Source organism: Streptomyces sp. HSS9-12 (genome assembly GCF_054963655.1).
Window position 1 is genome coordinate 1 of sequence record NZ_JBUEGC010000073.1, and the last position, 20526, is coordinate 20526.

Annotated in this window: 17 protein-coding genes and 3 pseudogenes; 12 read left to right on the plus strand and 8 right to left on the minus strand. The window is 68.1% G+C overall.

Translation table 11 applies throughout. The annotated features are described in order from the left end of the window. The 4 genes and pseudogenes from ACY34J_RS27045 to ACY34J_RS27060 form a co-directional block, all read left to right on the plus strand. Nucleotides 1-762: pseudogene (locus tag ACY34J_RS27045) on the plus strand (serine hydroxymethyltransferase); the annotation flags it as partial. A gap of 255 nt (nt 763-1017) precedes the next feature. Next, nucleotides 1018-2112 (plus strand): DMT family transporter, encoded by a 1095-nt coding sequence (locus ACY34J_RS27050; protein ID WP_462729282.1) that lies wholly within the window; start codon nt 1018-1020, stop codon nt 2110-2112. Beyond that, the gene (locus ACY34J_RS27055; RefSeq protein WP_462729281.1) at nt 2105-2404 is read left to right on the plus strand and encodes a hypothetical protein; all 300 of its coding nucleotides are present in this window, start codon (nt 2105-2107) and stop codon (nt 2402-2404) included. Before ACY34J_RS27050 ends, ACY34J_RS27055 begins: the two co-directional genes overlap by 8 nt. Nucleotides 2405-2600: 196 nt before the next feature. Further along, entirely contained in the window at nt 2601-4949 is a 2349-nt protein-coding gene (locus ACY34J_RS27060) for a DUF1989 domain-containing protein (RefSeq protein WP_462729280.1), read from the plus strand. A 214-nt stretch (nt 4950-5163) separates the two neighbouring features. On the opposite strand, the gene ACY34J_RS27065 is transcribed toward ACY34J_RS27060, so the two are convergent. Continuing rightward, entirely contained in the window at nt 5164-5916 is a 753-nt protein-coding gene (locus ACY34J_RS27065; RefSeq protein ID WP_462729279.1) for an IclR family transcriptional regulator, read from the minus strand. A 271-nt stretch (nt 5917-6187) separates the two neighbouring features. Between ACY34J_RS27065 and ACY34J_RS27070 the strand changes: the two genes are divergently transcribed. After that, the gene (locus ACY34J_RS27070) at nt 6188-7522 is read left to right on the plus strand and encodes an NAD(P)/FAD-dependent oxidoreductase (RefSeq protein ID WP_462729278.1); all 1335 of its coding nucleotides are present in this window, start codon (nt 6188-6190) and stop codon (nt 7520-7522) included. A gap of 385 nt (nt 7523-7907) precedes the next feature. On the opposite strand, the gene ACY34J_RS27075 is transcribed toward ACY34J_RS27070, so the two are convergent. Next, entirely contained in the window at nt 7908-9260 is a 1353-nt protein-coding gene (locus ACY34J_RS27075) for an NAD(P)-binding domain-containing protein (protein ID WP_462729277.1), read from the minus strand. A 129-nt stretch (nt 9261-9389) separates the two neighbouring features. Between ACY34J_RS27075 and folD the strand changes: the two genes are divergently transcribed. From folD to ACY34J_RS27105, 6 genes and pseudogenes are all read left to right on the plus strand, one after another. Further along, nucleotides 9390-10265 (plus strand): bifunctional methylenetetrahydrofolate dehydrogenase/methenyltetrahydrofolate cyclohydrolase FolD, encoded by an 876-nt coding sequence (folD, locus tag ACY34J_RS27080; RefSeq protein WP_462729276.1) that lies wholly within the window; start codon nt 9390-9392, stop codon nt 10263-10265. Nucleotides 10266-10294: 29 nt separating this feature from the next. Continuing rightward, nucleotides 10295-10692, plus strand: a pseudogene (locus tag ACY34J_RS27085) (formate dehydrogenase accessory sulfurtransferase FdhD); the annotation flags it as partial. 115 nt (nt 10693-10807) lie between these two features. Continuing rightward, nucleotides 10808-11116 carry a nickel-binding protein gene (locus ACY34J_RS27090; protein ID WP_462729275.1) on the plus strand — a complete coding sequence of 103 codons (309 nt, stop codon included), beginning with the start codon at nt 10808-10810 and terminating at the stop codon, nt 11114-11116. 47 nt (nt 11117-11163) lie between these two features. Next, nucleotides 11164-13512, plus strand: a complete 2349-nt coding sequence (locus ACY34J_RS27095) for an ATP-binding protein (protein WP_462729274.1) — start codon at nt 11164-11166, stop codon at nt 13510-13512. A 150-nt stretch (nt 13513-13662) separates the two neighbouring features. Next, nucleotides 13663-14262 carry a flavin reductase family protein gene (locus ACY34J_RS27100; protein ID WP_462729273.1) on the plus strand — a complete coding sequence of 200 codons (600 nt, stop codon included), beginning with the start codon at nt 13663-13665 and terminating at the stop codon, nt 14260-14262. Between the two features lie 22 nt (nt 14263-14284). Further along, the gene (locus ACY34J_RS27105) at nt 14285-15211 is read left to right on the plus strand and encodes a LysR substrate-binding domain-containing protein (protein WP_462729272.1); all 927 of its coding nucleotides are present in this window, start codon (nt 14285-14287) and stop codon (nt 15209-15211) included. A 143-nt stretch (nt 15212-15354) separates the two neighbouring features. On the opposite strand, the pseudogene ACY34J_RS27110 reads toward ACY34J_RS27105, so the two are convergent. Further along, nucleotides 15355-15615: pseudogene (locus ACY34J_RS27110) on the minus strand (IS110 family transposase); the annotation flags it as partial. Nucleotides 15616-15796: 181 nt separating this feature from the next. Between ACY34J_RS27110 and folP the strand changes: the two are divergent. After that, nucleotides 15797-16672: a dihydropteroate synthase gene (gene folP, locus ACY34J_RS27115; RefSeq protein ID WP_462729271.1), complete on the plus strand. Its 876-nt coding sequence runs from the start codon at nt 15797-15799 to the stop codon at nt 16670-16672. A 387-nt stretch (nt 16673-17059) separates the two neighbouring features. Here folP and ACY34J_RS27120 read toward each other — a convergent pair whose 3' ends face one another. From ACY34J_RS27120 to ACY34J_RS27140, 5 genes are all read right to left on the minus strand, one after another. After that, the gene (locus ACY34J_RS27120; RefSeq protein ID WP_462729270.1) at nt 17060-17710 is read right to left on the minus strand and encodes a hypothetical protein; all 651 of its coding nucleotides are present in this window, start codon (nt 17708-17710) and stop codon (nt 17060-17062) included. Further along, nucleotides 17707-18390, minus strand: a complete 684-nt coding sequence (locus ACY34J_RS27125) for a hypothetical protein (protein WP_462729269.1) — start codon at nt 18388-18390, stop codon at nt 17707-17709. The genes ACY34J_RS27120 and ACY34J_RS27125 overlap by 4 nt, the downstream gene beginning before the upstream one ends. Further along, a complete protein-coding gene (locus ACY34J_RS27130) occupies nt 18387-18788 on the minus strand; it encodes a hypothetical protein (RefSeq protein WP_462729268.1) in 402 nt (133 codons plus the stop codon). Before ACY34J_RS27130 ends, ACY34J_RS27125 begins: the two co-directional genes overlap by 4 nt. Before the next feature lie 67 nt (nt 18789-18855). Beyond that, entirely contained in the window at nt 18856-20148 is a 1293-nt protein-coding gene (locus tag ACY34J_RS27135; protein WP_462729267.1) for a putative T7SS-secreted protein, read from the minus strand. A gap of 3 nt (nt 20149-20151) precedes the next feature. Next, complete coding sequence (locus tag ACY34J_RS27140; protein ID WP_462729266.1) at nt 20152-20463, minus strand: hypothetical protein; 312 nt, start codon at nt 20461-20463, stop codon at nt 20152-20154. Nucleotides 20464-20526 lie beyond the last annotated feature (63 nt).

The following is a 20526-nucleotide window of genomic DNA, read 5'->3' on the forward strand; positions in this document are numbered from 1 at the left end:
GTCGCCGGCTGGTCGGCGTACCCCCGCCGGCTGGACTTCGCCGAGTTCCGCCGGATCGCGGCCGAGGTCGGCGCGTACCTCATGGTCGACATGGCGCACTTCGCCGGCCTGGTGGCCGCCGGCCTGCACCCCAACCCGGTGCCGCACGCCCACATCGTCACCACCACCACGCACAAGACACTGGGCGGCCCGCGCGGCGGTGTGATCCTGTCCACGGCCGAGCTGGCGAAGAAGATCAACTCGGCGGTCTTCCCCGGTCAGCAGGGCGGCCCGCTGGAGCACGTCATCGCGGCGAAGGCGGTGGCCTTCAAGGTCGCGGCGAGCGAGGAGTTCAAGGAGCGCCAGCAGCGCACCCTCGACGGCGCCCGCATCCTCGCGGGCCGGCTGCTCGCCGATGACGTGGCCGAGACCGGCGTCTCCGTCCTCACCGGCGGCACCGAGGTCCACCTGGTCCTGGTGGACCTGCGCAACTCCGAACTGGACGGCCGGCAGGCCGAGGACCGCCTCCACGAGGTCGGCATCACGGTCAACCGCAACGCCATCCCGAACGACCCGCGGCCGCCGATGGTGACCTCGGGCCTGCGGATCGGCACCCCGGCGCTGGCCACCCGCGGTTTCCAGGCGGAGGACTTCCGCGAGGTCGCGGACATCATCGCCGAGGCGCTCAAGCCGTCGTACGACGCCGAGGCGCTCAAGGCCCGTGTGACCGCACTGGCTGAGAAACACCCGCTCTACCCCGGCCTGGTGAGGTCGCCGGCCTGACGAAGTCAGGCCGGCAGCCTGACCGCGCACTCACGAACTCCGTACCGCGGACGCTCAACTGGCACGCACCGGCGCCGACTGACGCCCCGCAACATGACGATGTTGAAAGCAGTGCAACAATGTTTCACCACAGGGGTTTACACCTCGGCGCGAAGGAAGCATGCTCTAGGTCACACATCCACCGTTCGACCAATGCCGGACATACCCCGCACCCAGGACGCCTTCGCGTGAAGGCGATGTCCGTGAGGAGTGGCCATGCTGGATGCTCAAAAGACAGAACGCCTCCGCACCGAGTACCGGAACCGCCAGGTCCGTTGGGGGTTCATCTGGGCACTGTGGTGCGCGGTGCTCTGGGGTGCGTGGTACGTACCCGGGTACGCGATCTACTCTGAGGCACCGTTCGTCGGCCTCGTCGACTCCACCACCGAACTCCTGCTCGCCTCGACGGTGGTGGCCTTCCTCAACGGGCTCGCGGTGCTGGCCGCGATGTTCGTGTGGGTCGGTGTGCTGGGCAAGGGACGCGACTACGTCCGCACCCTGCGGCAGACGCGGATCTCCCGGTGGTACCTGCCGGCCGGGTTGGCGGGCGGGCTGGCCGTCTTTGGCTCCTACGTCGCGATCGTCTATGTCGGCGCCCAGTTCGCAGCGGTCGCGGGGCTGCTCTACCCGATCGTCGGGGCGCTCATGGCCCGCGTCTGGTACCACGAGCGGATCACGCCCCGCGCCGCGGTCGGGATCGTCGTGATCGTGGCCGGCGGCGCGGTGATCTTCATGCCCGGCCTGACCGGCGAACTGACCGGCACCGGGACCGGCGGGTGGATCGGCTACCTGGCCGGAGCGGCCACGTTCATCGGCTGGGGCCTGGAGGGCGCGATCGCGGGCAGGGCACTGGACGTCAGCGATCCGGACGTCGGCCTGACCCTGCGCTTCACCTTCGAGGTCGGGTTGTGGCTGCTGATCGCCGTTCCCGTCACGGCAGTGCTGGCCGGAGACGCCTTCTTGACCGCCCTCGGCACGGCGCTGACCAGCCCCGCGGTCTGGCTGATGCTGGTGCTGATGGGCGTGACCTTCGCCTTCTGTTACGTGTCCTGGTACAAGTCCTTCCCGCTCATCGGGGTCGGCCGCGGTCAGGCGATCGCTGCGCTCTACGGTCCGCTCGCCCTGCTGTGGCTGTTCGCGTTCACCCACGAATGGCCGGGGACGGAGTTCGTGATCGGTGCCGCCATCGCCGTAGCGGGCAGTTTCATCCTGTTCACCGAACGACGCGGAATCCTGGAAATCGTCCGCGCCGTGCCCACTCGGCACGCGCAGCAGAACGTGGTCGTGGCCGAACGGAGCAACGATGCCTGACGTGCACATCAAGGGCTACATCCTGCAGCTCATCGAACGCAACGGACCGCAGTGGGACTACGACATCACCGCCGAGGTCCTGCGTGCGTACGGCCTGTCTGGCAGGTACTGGTACGGCACGGTGCGGCTCACCCTGACCGACCTGTTCTCCAGCGGACTGCTCGACGAACTGGACAGCACCGTCGACCCGGACAAGTCGTTCGGCGAGGAGCGGCTGCTGGTCAAGTTCGGCATCAACGACTTCGGCCGGACCCGGATGGCCCAGACCGGACTGTTGGAGGCACACCGATGATCGAGTTCTTCGCGTGGGGATGGCCCGGCCTCATCCTGGCCGTCGTGCTCTTCCTCGGCCTGCCCGCCCTGGCCCTGTACCACGCGCGCACGTTCGTCAAGAAGCTCTGAGGCACCCGCCTCTGAGCATCCGTCACTTCCCCGTTTCCCGGACCGCACATCCGGCCGGCAGGCCGTATTCGTTGGGAGGAAAGGCAATGACGGCGATCGGCACCCCACCGAGACTGGTGCTGCCCGGGCTGATCCCCCGGGAACCAGGGCTGGAGACCTACTGGGTGCGTCCCGGTGGCATCACGGCCGTCCCGTTGTGGCCCGGCGACCGGATCACCGTGATCGACCGCGCGGGCAGGCAGACTGCGGAGCTGTCCGCGATCGGCACGCGCTGCCGTACCGCGGCCGCGCTCGGCGTGTCGGCCGATGCCCCCGCCAGCCTGGTGCGATCCCTGGCCGCCCAGCCCAGCGAGGCCGGGTCAAGCGTGCTCGCCCTGTTCACCGCCCACGGGATCGCCCCGTCCGACGCCACGGCCGTCCGCCTGTTCGGCGAATGGTCACCCGCGGGGGCCCGGGAGACCTTCACCGCCGAGGAGCAGGTCCACGTGCTGGTCGCCGCCCCGGCCCGCGCCATGTCGGTGACGGACGAATCAGCCAATCCCCCGTCCGAATTGCTGGTCGAGGTCCGCCGTGCCGAGCCGAGCCCGCGGGCGGAGCCGACCCTGCCGGAGCCGCTCGCCGAACCGATCCTGGATCTGCGGATCGATGCCGCGACCGCTCGTAGCTACCAAGTGAAGGAGGGGCAGTTCATTCAGATCATCGACGTGGAGGGGCGGCAGTGCTCGGACTTCCTCGCCTTCCACGAGCGCCGTCTCGACGCGGGCATCGAACGGGGTCTCGACGCGACCACGACGCGCTACTTCATGGGCAACGCCTACCCGCAGCCGGGTCTCCACGGGAAGTTCTACGATCAGGATGCCCAGCCGCTGGTCGAGATCGTCCGTGACACGGTGGGCAGGCATGACACGTTCGGCCTGGCCTGCAACGCCAAGTACTACGAGGATCTCGGCTACCCGGGACACGTCAACTGCACGGACAACTTCAACGCCCAGCTCGAGGGGTACGGCATCGCCCGCAGACGCGGGTGGCCGGCGCTGAACCTCTTCTACAACACCGCATTCGACGACGCGAACCTCCTGGTCTTCGACGAGCCGTGGTCGCGGCCCGGGGACTACGTGCTTATGCGAGCGCTGACCGACCTGGTCTGCGCCTCCTCGGCATGCCCAGACGATGTCGATCCGTCGAATGCCTGGGTGCCCACTGACGTTCACGTCCGTGTCTACGATGCGAAACGGAAGTTTTCCATGGCCATCTCCCACCGGGTCACTCCGGACTCCGAGGCGAAACTGACCAAAGAGACCGGGTTCCATCCGAGGATCTCGGCACTGACCAAGCAGCTCACCGAGTACCGGGGCTACTGGCTTCCGTCCAGTTTCGACAACCGCGGTGCGCTCGACGAGTACTGGGCGTGCCGGGAACGCGCGGCGGTGATGGACCTCTCCCCGCTGCGCAAGTTCGAGGTCCTCGGGCCGGACGCGGAGGCCTTGCTGCAGGCCACCGTCACCCGGAATGTCCGCAAGCTTTCGCACGGCCAAGTCGTCTACTCGGCGATGTGCAACGAGACCGGCGGCATGATCGACGACTGCACGGTCTTCCGCCTCGGCGACACGAACTTCCGGTTCGTCGGCGGTGACGAGTACGACGGCATCTGGTTGCGCCGGCAGGCCGACCGTCTCGGCCTGGACCGCGTATGGGTGAAGGACTCCACCGATCAGTTGCACAACATCGCCGTGCAGGGACCGGCGAGCCGGGAACTGCTGAGCGAGCTCATCTGGACCCCGCCCACCCAGCCGGACTTCACCGACCTGACCTGGTTCCGGTTCGCGATCGGCCGGATCGGCGACCACAACGGCATCCCGCTGATGATCTCCCGAACCGGCTACTCGGGTGAGCTCGGGTACGAACTGTGGGTGCACCCCCAGCACGCCCCCGCCCTCTGGGACGCTGTGTGGGAGGCGGGCAGGCCCTACGGCATGCTGCCGCTCGGCCTGGACGCGCTCGACATGCTGCGGATCGAGGCGGGGCTGGTGTTCGCCGGCTACGACTTCTGCGACCAGACCGACCCGTTCGAGGCGGGCATCGGATTCACCGTGCCGCTCAAGACCAAGGAGGACGACTTCGTCGGCCGAGAGGCGCTGCTGTCCCGCAAGGCGCATCCGCAGCGGACACTGGTGGGCCTGGAACTCGCGGGCAACGAACCGGCGGCCCACGGCGACTGCGTCCACGTCGGACGGTCGCAGGTGGGCGTTGTCACCAGCGCCACCCGCTCCCCCATCCTGCGCAAGAACATCGCCCTGTGCCGGATCGCGGTCCAGCACGCCGAGCCGGGCACCGAGGTGGATGTGGGCAAGCTCGACGGTCACCGCAAGCGGATCCCCGCCCAGGTCGTGCGCTTCCCCTTCTACGACCCGGAGAAGCTCCGTCCGCGGAGCTAGTGCCGCGTCAGCCAGGGATGGCCCCGCTCGCCGCCCTGGCACGGCCATCTGCTGCGATGCCCGATCGACCGAGTAGGCCCACTACGAGGCCGATCCGGCGCCTTGCAGCTGACCGCACCAGGTCACCTCGCTTCTACCGGGCAAACCCCGGCTGACGCGGCAATGGCAGGATTCGTGAGTGCGCGTGGCCGTGTTCGCATACGGCCACGCGCACTCACGCACTCCGCCCGATGAGGGTCGCGCGTTCCCGCACCGGGCTCGCCGCGGCGCGCATGGCTCGGGGGGTGAAGCGGGCGGCGGGACCCTGCACGCCGATGATCGCCACCAGGCGCCCCGCGGAGTCCAGAGCCGGGGCCGCCACGGCGTTCAACTCCGGCTCGCGCTCGCCGAGGCTCTGGGCCCATCCCTGGGTGCGGACGTGCTCGAGCTCCTGCTCGAGGTCGGCCCGGTCGGTGATGGTGCGGTCGGTGTAGGCCGTGAGCTCCCCGTCGGGCAGCCTGCCTCCCCAGGCCAAGAAGACCTTCCCCACCGCCGTGGCGTGGGCGACGCTGTTGCGCCCGATGGCCGCCACGCTGCGGACCGACGCGCCGCTCTGCGCGTAATCGACCGTCAGGACGTCGTGTTCGCCGGGCATCGACAGGGTCGCCGTCTCGCCGGTCAGTTCGGTCAGCTCCTCCAGATACGGCCGCGTGAGCGCCCGGAGGTCCAGGTTCTCGCGGGCCGCGCCGGCCAGTTGCAGGATCCGGATGCCGAGCCGGTACCGGCCGCTGGTGGGGAGATGTTGGACGAGCCCGCCCTCCACGAGGGTGGACAGCAACCGGGACACCGTGCTGACGTTCAACCCGGTGCGACGGGCGATCTCGTTGGTGCCGAGATCACCGCGTGCCTCGGCGAGCACGTCCAGCACCGCGATGGCCCGTTGCACCGACTCGACCTGCCGAACGGCTGGTTTCCCTGTCCTCGCCATCGCGACTCCTTTGCGTAAATTCAATTGCCTAGAGGGCAATACTATCCGCCCCCACGCTCCCGCTGCAGCCGTCGGTCGGCAGCCACAGGGGAGCTTGCCCCGTGCCGGGCATTGCCTCAACTCAGCCGGAGACAGCATGCGCTTGGCAGGCATGGACACCCGTCAGGGGCTAGCCCTGATCACCGTCACGCACTAAAATCCAATATGGAGATTGAATCTCCGTCAGGGAAATTCGTTAGGGAAATTCCACGCAACCTCAGAGGTGAGCAGCGTGACCCAGCAGCAGGCGAAGTTCGTGATCATCGGTGCCGGCATCCATGGACTGTCCACGGCGTGGCACCTCGCCCGGCGCTTGAAGGCCACAGGACGGGGCAGCGGCGAGGACATCCTCGTCATCGACAAGACAGGCATAGCCGCCGGCGCGTCGGGCGTCGCCTGCGGCGTCATCCGCAACAACTACTTCCAGCCCGCCATGCGCGAACTGATGGCCCATTCGGTCGACGTCTGGGAATCGGATCCGGAGGCCTTCTCCTACCACCCGGTCGGCTATCTGCAGATCGCCCCGGAGGCGATGCGGGCCGACGTGGGGCAGATCTACGCCGAACAACAGGCGATCGGCTACACCTCCGAACTGATCGACGGCCCCGACGCCTGCCGCAAGTACCTGACCGGCGTGTTCGCCGACTGGCAGGCGCCCGGGGTTTCCGTGGTGCTGCACGAGAAGCGCGGCGGCTACGCCAACAACATCGCCTCCATGCAGGGCCTCGCGGCCAAGGCCCGCGCCGAGGGAGTGACCATCCGGACCCCGGTGACGGTGACCGGCCTGTCGATCGACGGCGGCGCGGTCACAGCGGTGCAGACCGACACCGGCGACATCGCCTGCGAGCATCTCGTCGTCGCCGTGGGTCCGTGGGTGCGGGACATCTGGGCGATGCTCGACCTGCCCAGCCACGTCCCGGTCACCCTGCCCGACGGGACCGTTCGGCAGGACGTTCCGATGTGGACCTACTGGGCCCTCCAGGAGGGCACGCTCGACGTGGATCCGCAGGAGTTCACCGACAACAACGGCGACCTGCCCCCGGTCGTGCACATCGACTCCAGCGAGCCGCTCGTCGACGACGTCGACGGAAGCCTCATCACCGACCGGATGTGGGGCGTCTACTACAAGCCCGACTTCTCCTTCGGCGGCGTACAGGGCGGCGCGTCGCCGCAGCGACTCGACCGGCCCGCCGCCGAGATAGCCGTCGACCCCTATGGCCCCGAGAGCCCGGAGTTCGCCGTCGGCGAGGACTTCATCCGGATGTGGACCTCCGCGCTCGCCCACTGCCACAAGCGCTTCGAGGGCAAGCGATCGCTCTACCGGCGCGAACCCTCCGGCGGGGTGGGCGCGTTCACGCCCGACAGCTTCCCGGTGTTCGACACCTTCCGCCAGAACGCCTATGTGATCGCCGACGCCAATCACGGCTACAAGATGCTCGGGGTGGGCGCGCTGGTGGCCGAGGAGCTCACCGGCACGCCGCAGGCGCTGCTCGAGCCGTTCCGGTTCTCCCGCTACACCACCGGAAAGCTGCACCCCACCAGCAACTCCCCGTTCCCCTGGAGCTGACGGTGGCCGCGATGCCCGACGCACCACAGACCTGGCCGGGGCGCACCGGCCAGGTCCTGGTCGTACAGCATCAACCGGACTGCCCGCCCGGGTACGTGGGAGAACGCCTCGTCCAGCGGGGCGCACGCATCCACCTCGTCGACGCCCGCCGGCCGATACTCCCCGATCCGCGGGCCTACGACCTCGTCGTGTCCCTGGGCTCCTACGAGTCGGCCGCCGACGACTCCCGGCCGTCGGTGCGCCGGGAGTACGACCTCATGGCCGCCGCTGTGGCCTCCGGCGTGCGGTGTTCGGCATCTCGTCGACCGGGCGTCCTCCTGCGCCGTTGGCTCCTGAACGCACGACTCGGGCGGGGTCCGTCGCCGGACCCCGCCCGAGCAGGTGGTCACGCGTGCTTGTGGTCGGACAGGAAAGTCTTCATCGAGTCGTCGAGCTCCTTCCACCACTCGGTGTGGTGCAGGGGGGCCACGGTGCCGGTGCACGGCGAGGAGAAGGAGCGGTCGCGGTAGCCGGTGATGCTCTCTTCCTTGTGGTGCTCCCAGGCGCGGAAGTGCTCCCGGGTCAGGCCGAGGTCGAAGCTGGGGTAGTCGACCTCCTTGTACAGATCGGCCATGTATTCGGCCTGGAAGTCGATCTCGTCGATCGGACCGTCGCAGGCGGCGAGCTTGCTCCGCCACTGCTCGATGTCGGCGGCCATCTCCTGCCGCGACGGCAGCGAGATCCGACCGAGCACGTGGTCGCGCGCATACCAGACCTGACCGTCGAACATGGTGAAGGTGTAGTACTGGTCCTGCATCCCGAGGTACATCATCCTCGGGTTGTCGATCCAGAAGATGCCCTTGTAGAGGTTCTCCGTGTACAGCACGTTGTTCGTGCGGAGGCGGAGGTCGTCGGCGATGAAGCCCAGCGAGTGCTGGTAGCCGGTGCAGAGCACGATCGCGTCGACCCGCTTGCTCGTTCCGTCGACGAAGTGGGCGGTGCTGCCTTCGACCCGGTCCAGCAGCGGCACCTCCTTGATCCCCTCCGGCCACGAGAAGCCCATGGGCTTGCTGCGATAGGAGATGGTGACCGAGTCGGCACCGTACTTCCTGGCCTGCAGCGCGATGTCCTCCGCCGAGTAACTGCTGCCGATTACCAGGAGGTCCTTGCCCGCGAACTCCTGTGCGTCCCGGAAGTCATGGGAGTGCAGGATGCGCCCGGGGAACTGGTCGAATCCCTCGTAGGAGGGCATGTTCGGGGTCGAGAAGTGTCCGGTTGCGACGATGACGTAGTCGAACTCCTCGGTCCGCGTCGTGCGGTCCTCCCGGTTCTCCACGGTCACCGAGAACTTCCGCCTCGCGTCGTCGTGGGAGATCCTACGCACGGCCGTGTTGAACTGGATGAACCGGCGCACGTTGTTCTTCTTCGCGCGGCCGGTGATGTAGTCGTAGAGCACTTCCCGGGGCGGGAACGACGGGATCGCCTTGCCGAAGTGCTCGTCGAAGGTGTAGTCGGCGAACTCGAGACACTCCTTCGGCCCGTTCGACCACAGGTAGCGGTACATGCTCCCGTGTACCGGATCCCCGTGCTCGTCAAGACCGGTGCGCCAGGTGTAGTTCCACAACCCTCCCCAGTCGCTCTGCTTCTCGAAACAGACGATCTCCGGTACGTCAGCACCCTGCGCCCGCGCTTCCTCGAAGGCGTGCAACTGCGCGAGGCCGCATGGCCCGGCGCCGACGACGGCAACTCGTGCTGCCATATGGTCCTCCTCCACCTGTCCGCTGTAACCGGCCCCTATGTTTCGTGAGATGAGACTTTGTTCACTCGAAGTGGATAGTATCGAGGTGTCCACGGGCTGTCCAGAGAAGCCGCGAGCACAGGAGGTCGGATGAACGCGAGGGTGATCGACGGAGCGAAGATCGCCAGGGCCGTCCGGGAGCGGGTCGCCCGTGAGGTGGCGGCCCTCCCGACGCCGCCGGGACTGGCCACCGTCCTGGTCGGCGACGACCCGGCTTCGGCCGTCTACGTGAGCAGCAAACGCAAGCAGTGCGTGCAGGCGGGGATCCGCGACCTCCACCGGCATCTGCCGGGTGACACCACACAGGAGGAACTGGTCGACGTGATCTCCGGCCTCAACGCCGACCCCGCGGCGTCGGGCATCCTGCTGCAGTTGCCGCTGCCCGGCCACCTCGACGCGCAGGCGCTCATCCACCGGATCCACCCGGACAAGGACGTGGACGGACTCACCGAGGTCAGCGTGGGACGACTGGCCACCGGACACCCCGGGCTGCGTCCGTGCACCCCGTCCGGGGTGATCGAGCTGCTCGACGCCGCGGAGATCCCCATCGCCGGCGCCGAGGCGGTCGTTGTCGGACGTTCGCCGCTGGTGGGCCAACCCTTGGCGCAGCTTCTGCTGCAGCGGGATGCCACGGTCACCGTGTGCCACTCCCGCACCAGTGACCTGGCCGCGGTCTGCCGCCGCGCCGACATCCTCGTCGCCGCGGCCGGCGTACCCCGACTCATCGGCGCCGATGCCGTCAAGCCGGGCGCCACGGTGATCGACGTGGGGATCCACCGGGGAGAGGACGGGCTGTGCGGCGACGTCGACTTCGAGACGGTCCGCAAGGTCGCGGGTGCCATCACCCCCGTCCCGGGCGGCGTGGGCCCGATGACCATCGCCATGCTGCTGGCCAACACCGTGACCGCGGTGAGGAGGCAGTCCGGATGGGCCGGATCACCCAGCGGCACCGCGTCGTCCGCGTAACCGACCAGGACAGGTGGCCCGCCCCGACGTCCTTGCCGGATTCCTTGCGGGCGGGCCAGTCCGTGTTCGAGCGGACCGGCGATCTGCACGCCGCGGGATTGTTCACCGCGGACGGCGAGCTGCTGTGCCTGCGCGAGGACGTCGGCAGGCACAACGCCGTGGACAAGGTGGTCGGCTGGGCACTCCGCGAAGGCCGGTTGCCCGCCCGGGCGGCATCCTCCAGGTCAGTGGGCGCGCATTGTCCGAGTTGACGCAGACGGCGCTGACGGCGGGCATCCCCGTGCTGTCGGCGGCGTCGGCGCCCTCGTCGCTCGCCGTCGAACTCGCGACGGACGCCGGGATGACCCTCGTCGGCTTCGCCCGCGGCGGCTCGATGAACGTCTACGCCGGGCACCGGCGCCTCGCACCCGCTGCGATGGCGCCGTAGGTACGGCAGGGGGGACTTCTCCCCTGCCGCAGGAAAGCCGCCATGCGCAGACTTCAGCCAGTGACCGAGGAGTTGAGCACGATGAACAGTCTGGGGGGGGAACGTGGGTGACGCCATGACCGACAGGGGCCGGAGATTCTTCGTCGTCGACCGGGTGCTGCCCGCGGTCGGCGAGCCCGACCTGCAGGCCGCACAGCGCGCCCTCGACGAAGCAGGCAGGCGCCTGAGTGCCGACGGGGAAGCCGACGGGGAATGGGTGCGCTGTGTGCACAGCACCTACGTACCCTCCCAACGTCGCTGGCTCTGCCTGTTCGCCGCGTCCAGCGCGCAGGTGGTCCGGCTGGCGCACGAGATCGCCCAGATCCCGGTCTCCCGCGTCGACGAGGCGGTGGAACTGCCCGTCGAGCAGTCGCAACCCACCTGAGCGGCAAGTCTTGCCGCCGACCGTGACCGCCGTTACCGTCCGAGGCTATGCCCGCATCGTCCGCACCGCACCGCGCGGGCAACCTGCCCGCGCAACTGACCAGCTTCGTCGGCCGACGACGGGAAGTCACCGAGATCAAACGGCTGCTCACCGAATCCCGGCTGGTCACCCTGACCGGAGTAGGTGGCACGGGCAAGACCAGGTTGTCCTTGCGCGTCGCCGCCGATCTGCACCGCGCGTTCCCCGACGGCGTGTGGTTCGTCGAGCTGGCGGCGCTGGAGGACCACGCCCTGCTGACCCAGACGATCGCCAGCACCCTGGGCCTCCACGACCGCACCGTACGGTGGCCGATATCCGCGCTCGCCGAGTTCCTCAGCACCAAGCACATGCTGCTGGTGCTCGACAACTGCGAGCACCTGCGCGACGCCTGCGCGGTGCTCGCGGGCACAGTGCTGCGGGCCGCCCCCGGGCTGCGCATCCTGGCCACCAGCAGGCAGGCGCTCGGCCTGACCGGGGAGCACATCTTCCACGTCCCCACTCTGTCGGTGCCCGAGAGCGACCGCCCGCCGCCGCTGGAGGCGCTGGGGCGCTACGAGGCGGTGAACCTCTTCCTGGCCAGGGCCGCCGCCGTGCAACCGGGCTTCGCGCTGACCGAGGACAACTACGAGGCCGTGGTCAAGGTGTGCCGGCAACTCGACGGGCTCCCCCTGGCGATCGAGCTGACCTCAGTGCGCCTGCGCGCCCTGTCGATCGAGGAGATCCTGCAGCGGCTGGAGAACCGGTACCAGCTGCTGACCGCGGACAGCCCCGGCGTGCTTCCCCGCCACCAGACGTTGCGTGCCCTCATCGACTGGAGCAACGACCTGTGCTCCGAGCAGGAGCGCACACTGTGGGCCCGGCTGTCGGTCTTCTCCGGCGGGTTCGACCTCCCGGCCGTCGAAGCCATCTGCGCCGGGGGCGACATCGACGACATCGTCCTGCTCGACGTGTTGGCCGCCCTGGTCGACAAGTCCCTCGTCATCGCCGAGGAGCAGGACGGGCGCGTGCGCTACCGCATGCTGGAGACCATCCGCGAATACGGTCAGGAGCGCCTGGCCGAGTCGGGCGACGAGCCCGCGGTCCAGCGCCGCCACCGGGACCACTTCGCCGCCCTGGTCGATCAGGCCTGCGCCGAGTGGTGCCGACCGGACCAGCAGCGTCTGCTGAACCGGGTCCTGCGCGAGCACAACAACATCCGCGCTGCGCTCGAGTTCTCGCTCTCCGAACCCGGCGGCGCCGAGTCGGGCCTGCGGATGGCGGGCGCCCTGTGGTTCTTCTGGATCGCCACCGGGCTGACCGGTGAGGGGCGGCGGTGGCTCGAGCGCCTCCTGGAACTGGACGTGACGGCGGGGCACGCCAGGGCTCGCGCGCTGTGGGTGTGCGCTTATTTGTGCGTCATCCAGGAGGACATCCAGTCAGCCCAGCCGATGATCAAGGAATGCCGGCGACAGGCCGAGCAGATCGGCGACGCGGGCGCCGCGGCCTGGGCGGTCCAGCTCGCCGGCATGGCCGCCATGTCCGTGGGCGAACTGACCGAAGCCCGCGCACACCTGGAAGCCGGGCTCGAGCAGCACCGGGCATGCGCGAACGAGGTCGGGTTCCTGGACACCTGCTTCTACCTGGTCGCGGTCACCGCGCTGCAGGGAGAGCTGCACCGCGCGGCGCAACTGTGTGAGGAGGCCCTGGCGCTGTGCGACTCCCACGGCGAGCGGTGGCTGAAGTCCTACATGCTGTGGGACCTCGGCCTGGTCGCCTGGCAGCTGGGCGACAGCGCGCGCGCAGCCGCATCGGGCCGGGAGAGCCTGCGGCTGGCCCGCGAGTTCAACGAACAGTGGGCGATAGCCTTCTGCCTGGAGATCCTGGCCTGGACCGCGCACGCGGAGCTCAAGCACCGGCGCGCCGCCCAGCTGCTGGGCTCCGCCGACAGCATCTGGCGGCGTATCGGAGCTCCCCTGTTCGGCATACGTCAGCTGCTGCGCTATCACGAGCAGTGTCAGGAGGGGGTGCGGACAGCGCTTGGCTCCCGGTTCGACGCGGAGTTCCGGAGCGGGAACACGATGGGACTCGAGCGTGCGATCGCCCTCGCGCTGGGCGAGCCCGACCCGCAGCAGGGCCAAGCCAGTAACGGCTCCCAGGCCACCGCCACGCTGACGCCCCGGGAGCTGGAAGTGGCGCAGCTGATCGCGAAGGGCCTGAGCAACAAGGACATCGCGGCCAAACTGGTCATTGCCCGACGCACCGCTGAGGCCCACGTCGAGCACATCCTCAGCAAGCTCGGCTTCTCCTCCCGCGCCCAGGTCGCCGCGTGGGTGGCCGAGGCGCGACCGGCGGAGGACGACCCGGTCACGCGCTCCTGAGCCGCGGGACCACGGCATGGGGAGCCCTTTAGGTATGTCCCTAGGTGTTTGCACCGTACTCCGCGCCAGGTGATCCACGCCACACTGAGGCTTCAGCGGCGCTCCGGCGCCCCGGCGCCCACCCAGCGGAACCAGCCCTGTGGAGGACACGTGCTCGTTGACTCACCCACGCTCCCCGTCTCTGGACTCGCGGCCACCGGCATCGGCATCCGGGACCGGGAGGACGCCGACAACCCACGCACATCCTACGAGTTCCAGCAGGGCATCCAGCATCTCGCGAGCGGCGTCACCGTGGTGACCTCGAGCGACGACGACGGCCACTGGTACGGCGTCACATCAACATCCGTGTGCCCACTGGGCATCGACCTGCCGACCCTGGTCGTGTGTATCGGCCGACGCAGCAGGATCGGCCGGGAACTGGGCCGTACGAGGCGGTTCTGCGTAAACATCCTGTCGCGGGAGCAACGCCCAGTGGCCGAGGCGTTCGCCGGCGCATGCGGCGTCGAGGCCGATCGGTTCCGCCACGGTCACTGGTCCTCCGGGACCACCGGCTCCCCCGTGTTGGCGGACGCACTGTCCTCCATCGAGTGCACCGTCGACCTGGTCTACGGCTACCCCGATCACCTGGTCGTCATCGGCAGCACCCAGCACGTGGCAAACTGCGCAGACGGCGCGGAGCCGCTCGTCTACGTCTCACGGCGGTACGGTCATGTCCGGCCGAGCGGCATCGGGATCGCCTCTGCTCTCTGATGGGCTGCGCTCGGAGAGGCCGATGACACTCACGCAACTCCGCACCTTCCTCGCAATGGTGGAGGCAGGGTCCGTACAGGCAGCCGCCAAACAGTTGTTCGTCACACAGTCCGCCGTGTCGGCGTCGGTCACCGCGCTGCAACGCTCCCTGGGCATCCAGCTGGTCCGGCGGGACGGCCGCGGCTTGGACTTGACCGACGCAGGTGTCATCTACGCCGACTACGTCCGCCGTATGCTCGGACTGCTCGATGAGGCGAGCATCGCAGCAGCGGCCCAGGCCGACCCCGAAAGGGGCCTGCTGCGCATGGCGGCCGTGACCACGGCGGGCGAGGAGATCCTGCCACGCCTGCTGGCCAGTTTCCGCCGCCTGCACCCCCATATCGGCATCCAGCTGGAGGTGGGCAACCGGGAACGAGTGCGCGCCCTGCTGGACCGCCGCGAAGTGGACCTGGTGCTCAGCGGCAGGCCGACTCCGAGCAAGGAGATCACGGTGCTCGGCATCCGGCCCCATGAGCTGATCATCGTCGCCTCGGCCGAGGCCGCGCACCACAACGGGCAACACGACCTGCTGGAGTGGGCCGACCAGCAAACCTGGCTCCTGCGCGAGAAAGGCTCGGGGACCAGGGACATCACCGACAAGTTCCTGGCCACCCTGGAACTGGCCCGCCCGCCCCGCACGCTGACAGTCGGCTCCAACGCGGCCATCCGCCAGGCGGTGATCGCCGGGCTCGGGGCCACGCTCATCTCCCGGGACGCGGTCAGCCGGGAGCTCGGAGACGGCAGCCTGGTCGAAGTCGCGCTCTCTGGCACTCCGTTGCCCCGAGACTGGCACCTCACGGCGAATCCGGGGACACTGCCGGCCACGGCAGCGGCACTGGTACAACACGCGCTCACGACAGGGGAGTTCCAGGCACCTCACCCGCGGGCCGTCGATGCCGTCCCCGAATAGGGCACGGACTGTCCGTTGGCGATCCCCACCCCCGGAAACTCCTCACCTCACGCTGCCGCAAGCGGGGGGCATCCGATGTTCGATCAGAACTCCGAGGAGTGCTGACGCCATGAACAGCAGCATGGCGGGGTGGGTGTGGGCAGGGCTGCCTCCAGCAGCTGCTCCAGCCGCTGGACCGCACGCGAGCGTACCCGGGTGACGGTGGTGCGGGCCCGGGTCAGGTCACGGAGCTCGCGGAACGGGAGCGGCGAGGCGCGCAGGAGGACCGGACAGGCCGTGGGCACCGAGCCGGACCAGCCAGGCCGCATCCGAGACATCGGTCTTGCGGCGGGCAGGTTCGTGACCTGCCTCGCGTTGACCAGGATGACGTTCGGATCCTCGGCCAACAGGTAGCAGAAGGGTTTGGACGGCCGCACACGATGGCACCCCCAGCTGGCCGGCAGTGACGAGATAGGTACTGATCTCGGTACTCCTCCCGTGCCCCTGAATAGGCCCGCAACGTCATCGTGGTCACGTCCAAACTCGTCGGGCGGCCAGAGTCGAGGCACCACGATGTATATCGAGTCGTACATTCCCAAGGCGAGTATGAGTACGTTGCGCGGTCGGATGGCTGGTCTGCCGGAGTGGGACCGCTGTGCGGTGATGGGCGTGGTAAACGTCACACCCGATTCGTTCTCGGACGGCGGCCACTGGTTCGACACCGACGACGCGCTCAAGCACGGGCTGGACCTCGTCGCCGACGGGGCCGACCTCGTGGACGTCGGCGGCGAGTCGACCCGGCCCGGAGCCTCCCGGGTGGACGAGGACGAGGAGCTGCGCCGGGTCATCCCGGTGGTCCGCGGCCTGGCCGCGGAGGGCGTGGTGGTGTCCGTGGACACCATGCGCGCCTCCGTCGCCGAGCGGGCGATCGCCGCCGGAGCGAGGCTGATCAACGACGTGAGCGGCGGCCTCGCGGACCCCTCGATGGTGCCCGTGGTGGCCGCGGCGGGCGTCCCGTTCGTGGTGATGCACTGGCGTGGATTCAGCCAGGACATGAACAGCCGTGCCGTGTACGGGGACGTCGTCGCCGAGGTCCTGGCAGAGCTCCGGCAGCGGATGGACGCCGTGGTCGACGGGGGCGTCGCCCCGGAGCGAATCATTGTCGACCCGGGCCTGGGCTTCGCCAAGCAGGCCGAGCACGACCTCGCGCTGCTGGCCCGTCTACACCGGCTGCACGGCCTGGGCCGACCGCTGCTGGTGGCTGCCTCGCGCAAGCGGTTCCTGGGCCGGGTGCTGGCCGGCGAGAAGGGCACCCCACCGCCGACGCAGGAGCGGGATGCGGCGACGGCCGCCGTGTCCGCGATTGCGGCCCACGCGGGTGCCTGGGCCGTACGGGTGCACGAGGTACGGGCGACGGCGGACGCGGTGCGGGTGGCGCGAGCCATCGAAGGCGCAGCGGCCGAGGGCGAACCGCCCCGGTGAAACTGATCCCTTGACGCCAATGGCAGCCAGAGTCCGGCGCGGCTGATGCGCATCAACCACGTCGGCGCCCCGGCACCTGCGGCACAGAAAGCGCACGACGAGCGCGGGCAAGGAGGCGCACGTGGACGCGCACCCGTCTCCAGTCCCGCAGGCGGCAGGCATCGTGTCGACCCCGAACTGCTCGGAGAGACCCTCAAGCATGCGCGCAAGCTCCTTCACCTGCGACTTGTCACGAGGACCCTCGGCCTCAAGCGCCCAGCGCAACTCGGCGCACTTCTTCGCCCACTTCCGCCGCTGCCGGTCAGCGCCCCTCCCCTCAAGGATGGAGACGGGCCAGCCACGCTTCCGGGGCTGGCTCTTCGGTGAAGTCGAGTCCGTACGGAATGCTCATGGCTGCCAGGTATCTATTTCCTCATCCGGACTGATCCGGATGGTGCGGGCGAATTCATCGATATCATCGAGGACCCGGAGGATTCGGCCGGCGTCGGGATCGGCCAGGATGATCAGGACGTCCGCGGCTTCCGTGCCCTTCTCGTAGCGCCAGGCATAACGGAGGCCGACGTGGACCTCGTTGCTGTCCTCCTCCTGGTAGTAGCGCAGCACCCGCAAGCCGGCTCCCAGATGCGGGGAGTCGAATTCCTCGACGATGGGGGGCTCGATGGCGTAGCTCGCATCCGCGTGGGTCAGCGCACGCAGTGCCGTTTCCCGGTCTTCGCCCTCCTCGATCTCGACCAGGTCGACATACGCCGGAAGCGGTATGTCCCTCGGGTGCGGGAGGTGCAGGAGAACCTCGAACCCCGGAAAGGCCGCGGGAGCCCTGTCTGCGTACATCAAGAGGATGTTGGCCAGCAGGTCGACTTCGCCCGGTTCCGGCCTCTCCTTCGGGAATTCCGCCCACAAGGCTTCGGCATAGGTGCGTGCCCACGCCACCGGCGACTGTGCCGCTTCGACGCCCTCAAGGCCCGGTTCCGGCCACATGAGAGGGATTCGGATCCAAGGGCCCAGGTGCATCGCGTGCTTGACGTTGAGCCAACTCATGCATAACTCCACTTGAAGTTACCAACCACCGCGTCGAACAACTCGACAAGTACTCCGGTGAATTCACTGTCGAGGTCGCCGTCGCCGGGTGTGGAGAAGTTGATGCTGATCCAGCGACCGGGATCGTCGGCGACGGGGATCACGTACTCGACCCGGTGGGCCGGCATAGCGGTCTGCTGTACGGCCTCGGGCGCCGAGCGCAGCTTTTCCGCGTCGGGAGTGGAGCGGTAGGAGCGGCGGAGGGCCGGTGCCCCCGCCACTTCGACCTTCTTCGCCGTTCCGCCGGGGACGTCCTCGTTGGCCAGTTGAGCGATCACTGCCTGCGGAGGAGCCGAACGGTCTTGGCCGATCGGCATCTCGGCGACGATGAACGAGGCCATGAGAAAGATCCCCCCGCGCGGATGCACGGGGAGGTAGAGGTCAAGGCCGCCGTTTCTCCTGGCCGCACGGGCCTGCTTCTCGATCTGGCGGCGCATGTCCAGCCGGAAGCGCATCGCATCGTCTCGGGGGATACCCTCCGGGACTTGCCCCATGTGCGAGAAGAGGACCTTCTCGAGTGCTTCCTTTGTGCCGTTGCGCAGGGGTATGCGGACCCAACCGGGTGGCAGGACGAGCTCGTAGCCACGGGGAGCGGTCCCCTCAACGGGTGATGGCTGCTGCTCTAGGTCGGACGTGCTCACGCGGACGCCCGCTTCTTCAGCTGCCGGTCGCCCATCAGGATCGCCAGGGAGGAGAGCACCGAAATCACCGCCAGCAAGCTGTAGCCGATGGCCCCGATGATGTTCCAGAGCAGGTACATGCCGGCAACGATCTTGATCGTCTGGGAGAAGTTGGAACCCGTCCGCGGGTTACGGATGAGTTCTCGGTTCCTGATAAACAGGACCAGCATCAGCACAGGTGAAATCATCAACGGCCACACCGCGTAATCGTAGGTGAGCCAGTCCATGCCGCCGTACTTGCTGCCGAGGTCCTGGAAGGCGAAGCAGAGGATCGGCACCAATGTGCACGCAGCAAGGAATTTCATCGCCCGGGATTCCTCTGGACTTTTCGCCGGAATTGTTGCCACTGTCTCTTCCACTCCCTAGAAATTTAGCTTCGAATTTCGCCATGCCGGTTGCCGTCGGCCGCATCTCACTCAGGGGTGGTCACCAGCGGCTCCCAACTTCACGCGTCAGGACATCCTTGGCATTGCCATACTGGTCCGCGTAGGGGCCCTTTTCCCCGAGCTTGTCCCCCACGTCCACCGCGGTGGCAGCCCCGTAGTTCAGCTTGAACTTCAGTGCTGCCTTGTCCATCGCGTCGGCCGCCTTCACCACCTCGGGATTCCCGCCGAATTCGGCCCGCATCGCCTTGGCGAACTTGCTCGCGCTGGCGACCTCCCCCTCGCCCGTCAGCAGGCGTTCCATCCGGCTCGTCCCGGGCGTTGTCTCCTTCGACCCGATCTGGCGCAGCGCCCGTTGTGCTCGGATTGCTTTCGCGCCGCGGGCCGAGTCGGCGCCGTACCGCATGACGTTCTTGTTGAGCAGCTTGCGCAGATTCGCGTACCGCTCGAACCGCCCGGCCCTGGTGGTGGCCTTGAGGGTTGTTGATGCGGCCTTTAGGCCCTTCATCGCGACGCTGCCGACCCCCAACGTCGCCAGCGCGAAGACGTCCATGGCGACGTCCGCCCAGTTCCCGTCCCCGGAGAGGGCCAACATCGTGTGCCCGACGCCGACGAGCGCCGTGAGACCGATGGTGGTCACCGTGATGAGAGTCGCCAGCCATCCGACCGGCGTGAAGAGGAGGGCGACGACCCCGATGATCGTCGCTGCCCAACTCAGGACTTCAATAACGGTTTTGATCGTATCCGCGTTCTCGTGCACCCAGTCCTTGAAGTCCTCCCAGCCGCTGTCCTTGATGATGTCCGAGATGTCATCACCGATGTTGTCGGCGTAGTGCTGGGCGCGGGTGTCGCGGTCGGAGGTAACGTCGTTCAGCTGCTTGTGGTACGACGCCAGGTGGCTGTCGGGGTCGGAGTCTTCCGGCTTCTTGTCGCCGTCCTTCTCCGCCTGGGCTTCCTGCTTCTTCACCTCGGCAGCGTGTTCCTCGTCGGCCCGCTTTGCGGCTCTGAGGATCCCGTCCGCCCGCTCCTGGAAACCCTCCAGGTCGTTGGCCCAGTTGCCGAGGTCACCGACCACGCGTTCGTAACGGCCCGCCGTCTCGCGGAAGTGCTTCTCCAGCTCGCCGGACTTCTCGCGGATCTTGTCGGCGTACTTCCCCTGCAGCGCATCGCCGTCCTCGGCCTGGCGCAGGATGCGGGCCTGGTCGCGGAGGGTCTTGGCGAGGTCCTTCATCTTGGTGACCTCGTGCCGGATGTCCTCCGGATCGCCGGGGACCGGATCCTTCTCCGCCAGCGGGTGCCAGTCGACCGGTCGCCGCCTGCCCCTACCTGTTCCCATCGCTTACTTTCCCCCGTTTTTCCCGTTCTTCTCGGTCACGTTCTTCAAGTCGAGGTCCTGCTTCTCGAAGCTCTTGAGCGCGCCCTCTACGTGCTTCCCCAAGTCCCTGACGCTGGCCAGCAGTTCGCGTCGATAGTTGTCCCAGTTGGTGACGAACTCGTCCATCTTTCCGGCGATGCTGTCGTGGCCCCAGATGTCGCGTATATCGTCACGGTGGTCGTTGATGTCCTCCAGGACCTTCCTGATGTGCCGGAGATTGCTCTTCGAAGATCCCAGCAGTGCGTAGTCGACAACCAGCCGGTCGTGGCCGCCCATGTGTCCCCTCCCTTTGCCTTACATGTTCAACAGGCTCACGTTCCGGCTCAACCCGCCGGCACC

Excerpts from the sequence above, each read along its gene's own strand:
- ACY34J_RS27055 (WP_462729281.1), top strand. The coding sequence starts at position 2,105 with ATGCCTGACGTGCACATCAAGGGCTACATCCTGCAGCTCATCGAACGC.
- ACY34J_RS27095 (WP_462729274.1), top strand. The coding sequence starts at position 11,164 with ATGCCCGCATCGTCCGCACCGCACCGCGCGGGCAACCTGCCCGCGCAA.
- ACY34J_RS27065 (WP_462729279.1), bottom strand. The coding sequence starts at position 5,916 with ATGGCGAGGACAGGGAAACCAGCCGTTCGGCAGGTCGAGTCGGTGCAA.
- ACY34J_RS27120 (WP_462729270.1), bottom strand. The coding sequence starts at position 17,710 with ATGAGTTGGCTCAACGTCAAGCACGCGATGCACCTGGGCCCTTGGATC.
- ACY34J_RS27060 (WP_462729280.1), top strand. The coding sequence starts at position 2,601 with ATGACGGCGATCGGCACCCCACCGAGACTGGTGCTGCCCGGGCTGATC.
- ACY34J_RS27135 (WP_462729267.1), bottom strand. The coding sequence starts at position 20,148 with ATGGGAACAGGTAGGGGCAGGCGGCGACCGGTCGACTGGCACCCGCTG.
- ACY34J_RS27140 (WP_462729266.1), bottom strand. The coding sequence starts at position 20,463 with ATGGGCGGCCACGACCGGCTGGTTGTCGACTACGCACTGCTGGGATCT.
- ACY34J_RS27075 (WP_462729277.1), bottom strand. The coding sequence starts at position 9,260 with ATGGCAGCACGAGTTGCCGTCGTCGGCGCCGGGCCATGCGGCCTCGCG.
- folD (WP_462729276.1), top strand. The coding sequence starts at position 9,390 with ATGAACGCGAGGGTGATCGACGGAGCGAAGATCGCCAGGGCCGTCCGG.
- ACY34J_RS27050 (WP_462729282.1), top strand. The coding sequence starts at position 1,018 with ATGCTGGATGCTCAAAAGACAGAACGCCTCCGCACCGAGTACCGGAAC.
- ACY34J_RS27105 (WP_462729272.1), top strand. The coding sequence starts at position 14,285 with ATGACACTCACGCAACTCCGCACCTTCCTCGCAATGGTGGAGGCAGGG.
- ACY34J_RS27090 (WP_462729275.1), top strand. The coding sequence starts at position 10,808 with ATGACCGACAGGGGCCGGAGATTCTTCGTCGTCGACCGGGTGCTGCCC.
- folP (WP_462729271.1), top strand. The coding sequence starts at position 15,797 with ATGAGTACGTTGCGCGGTCGGATGGCTGGTCTGCCGGAGTGGGACCGC.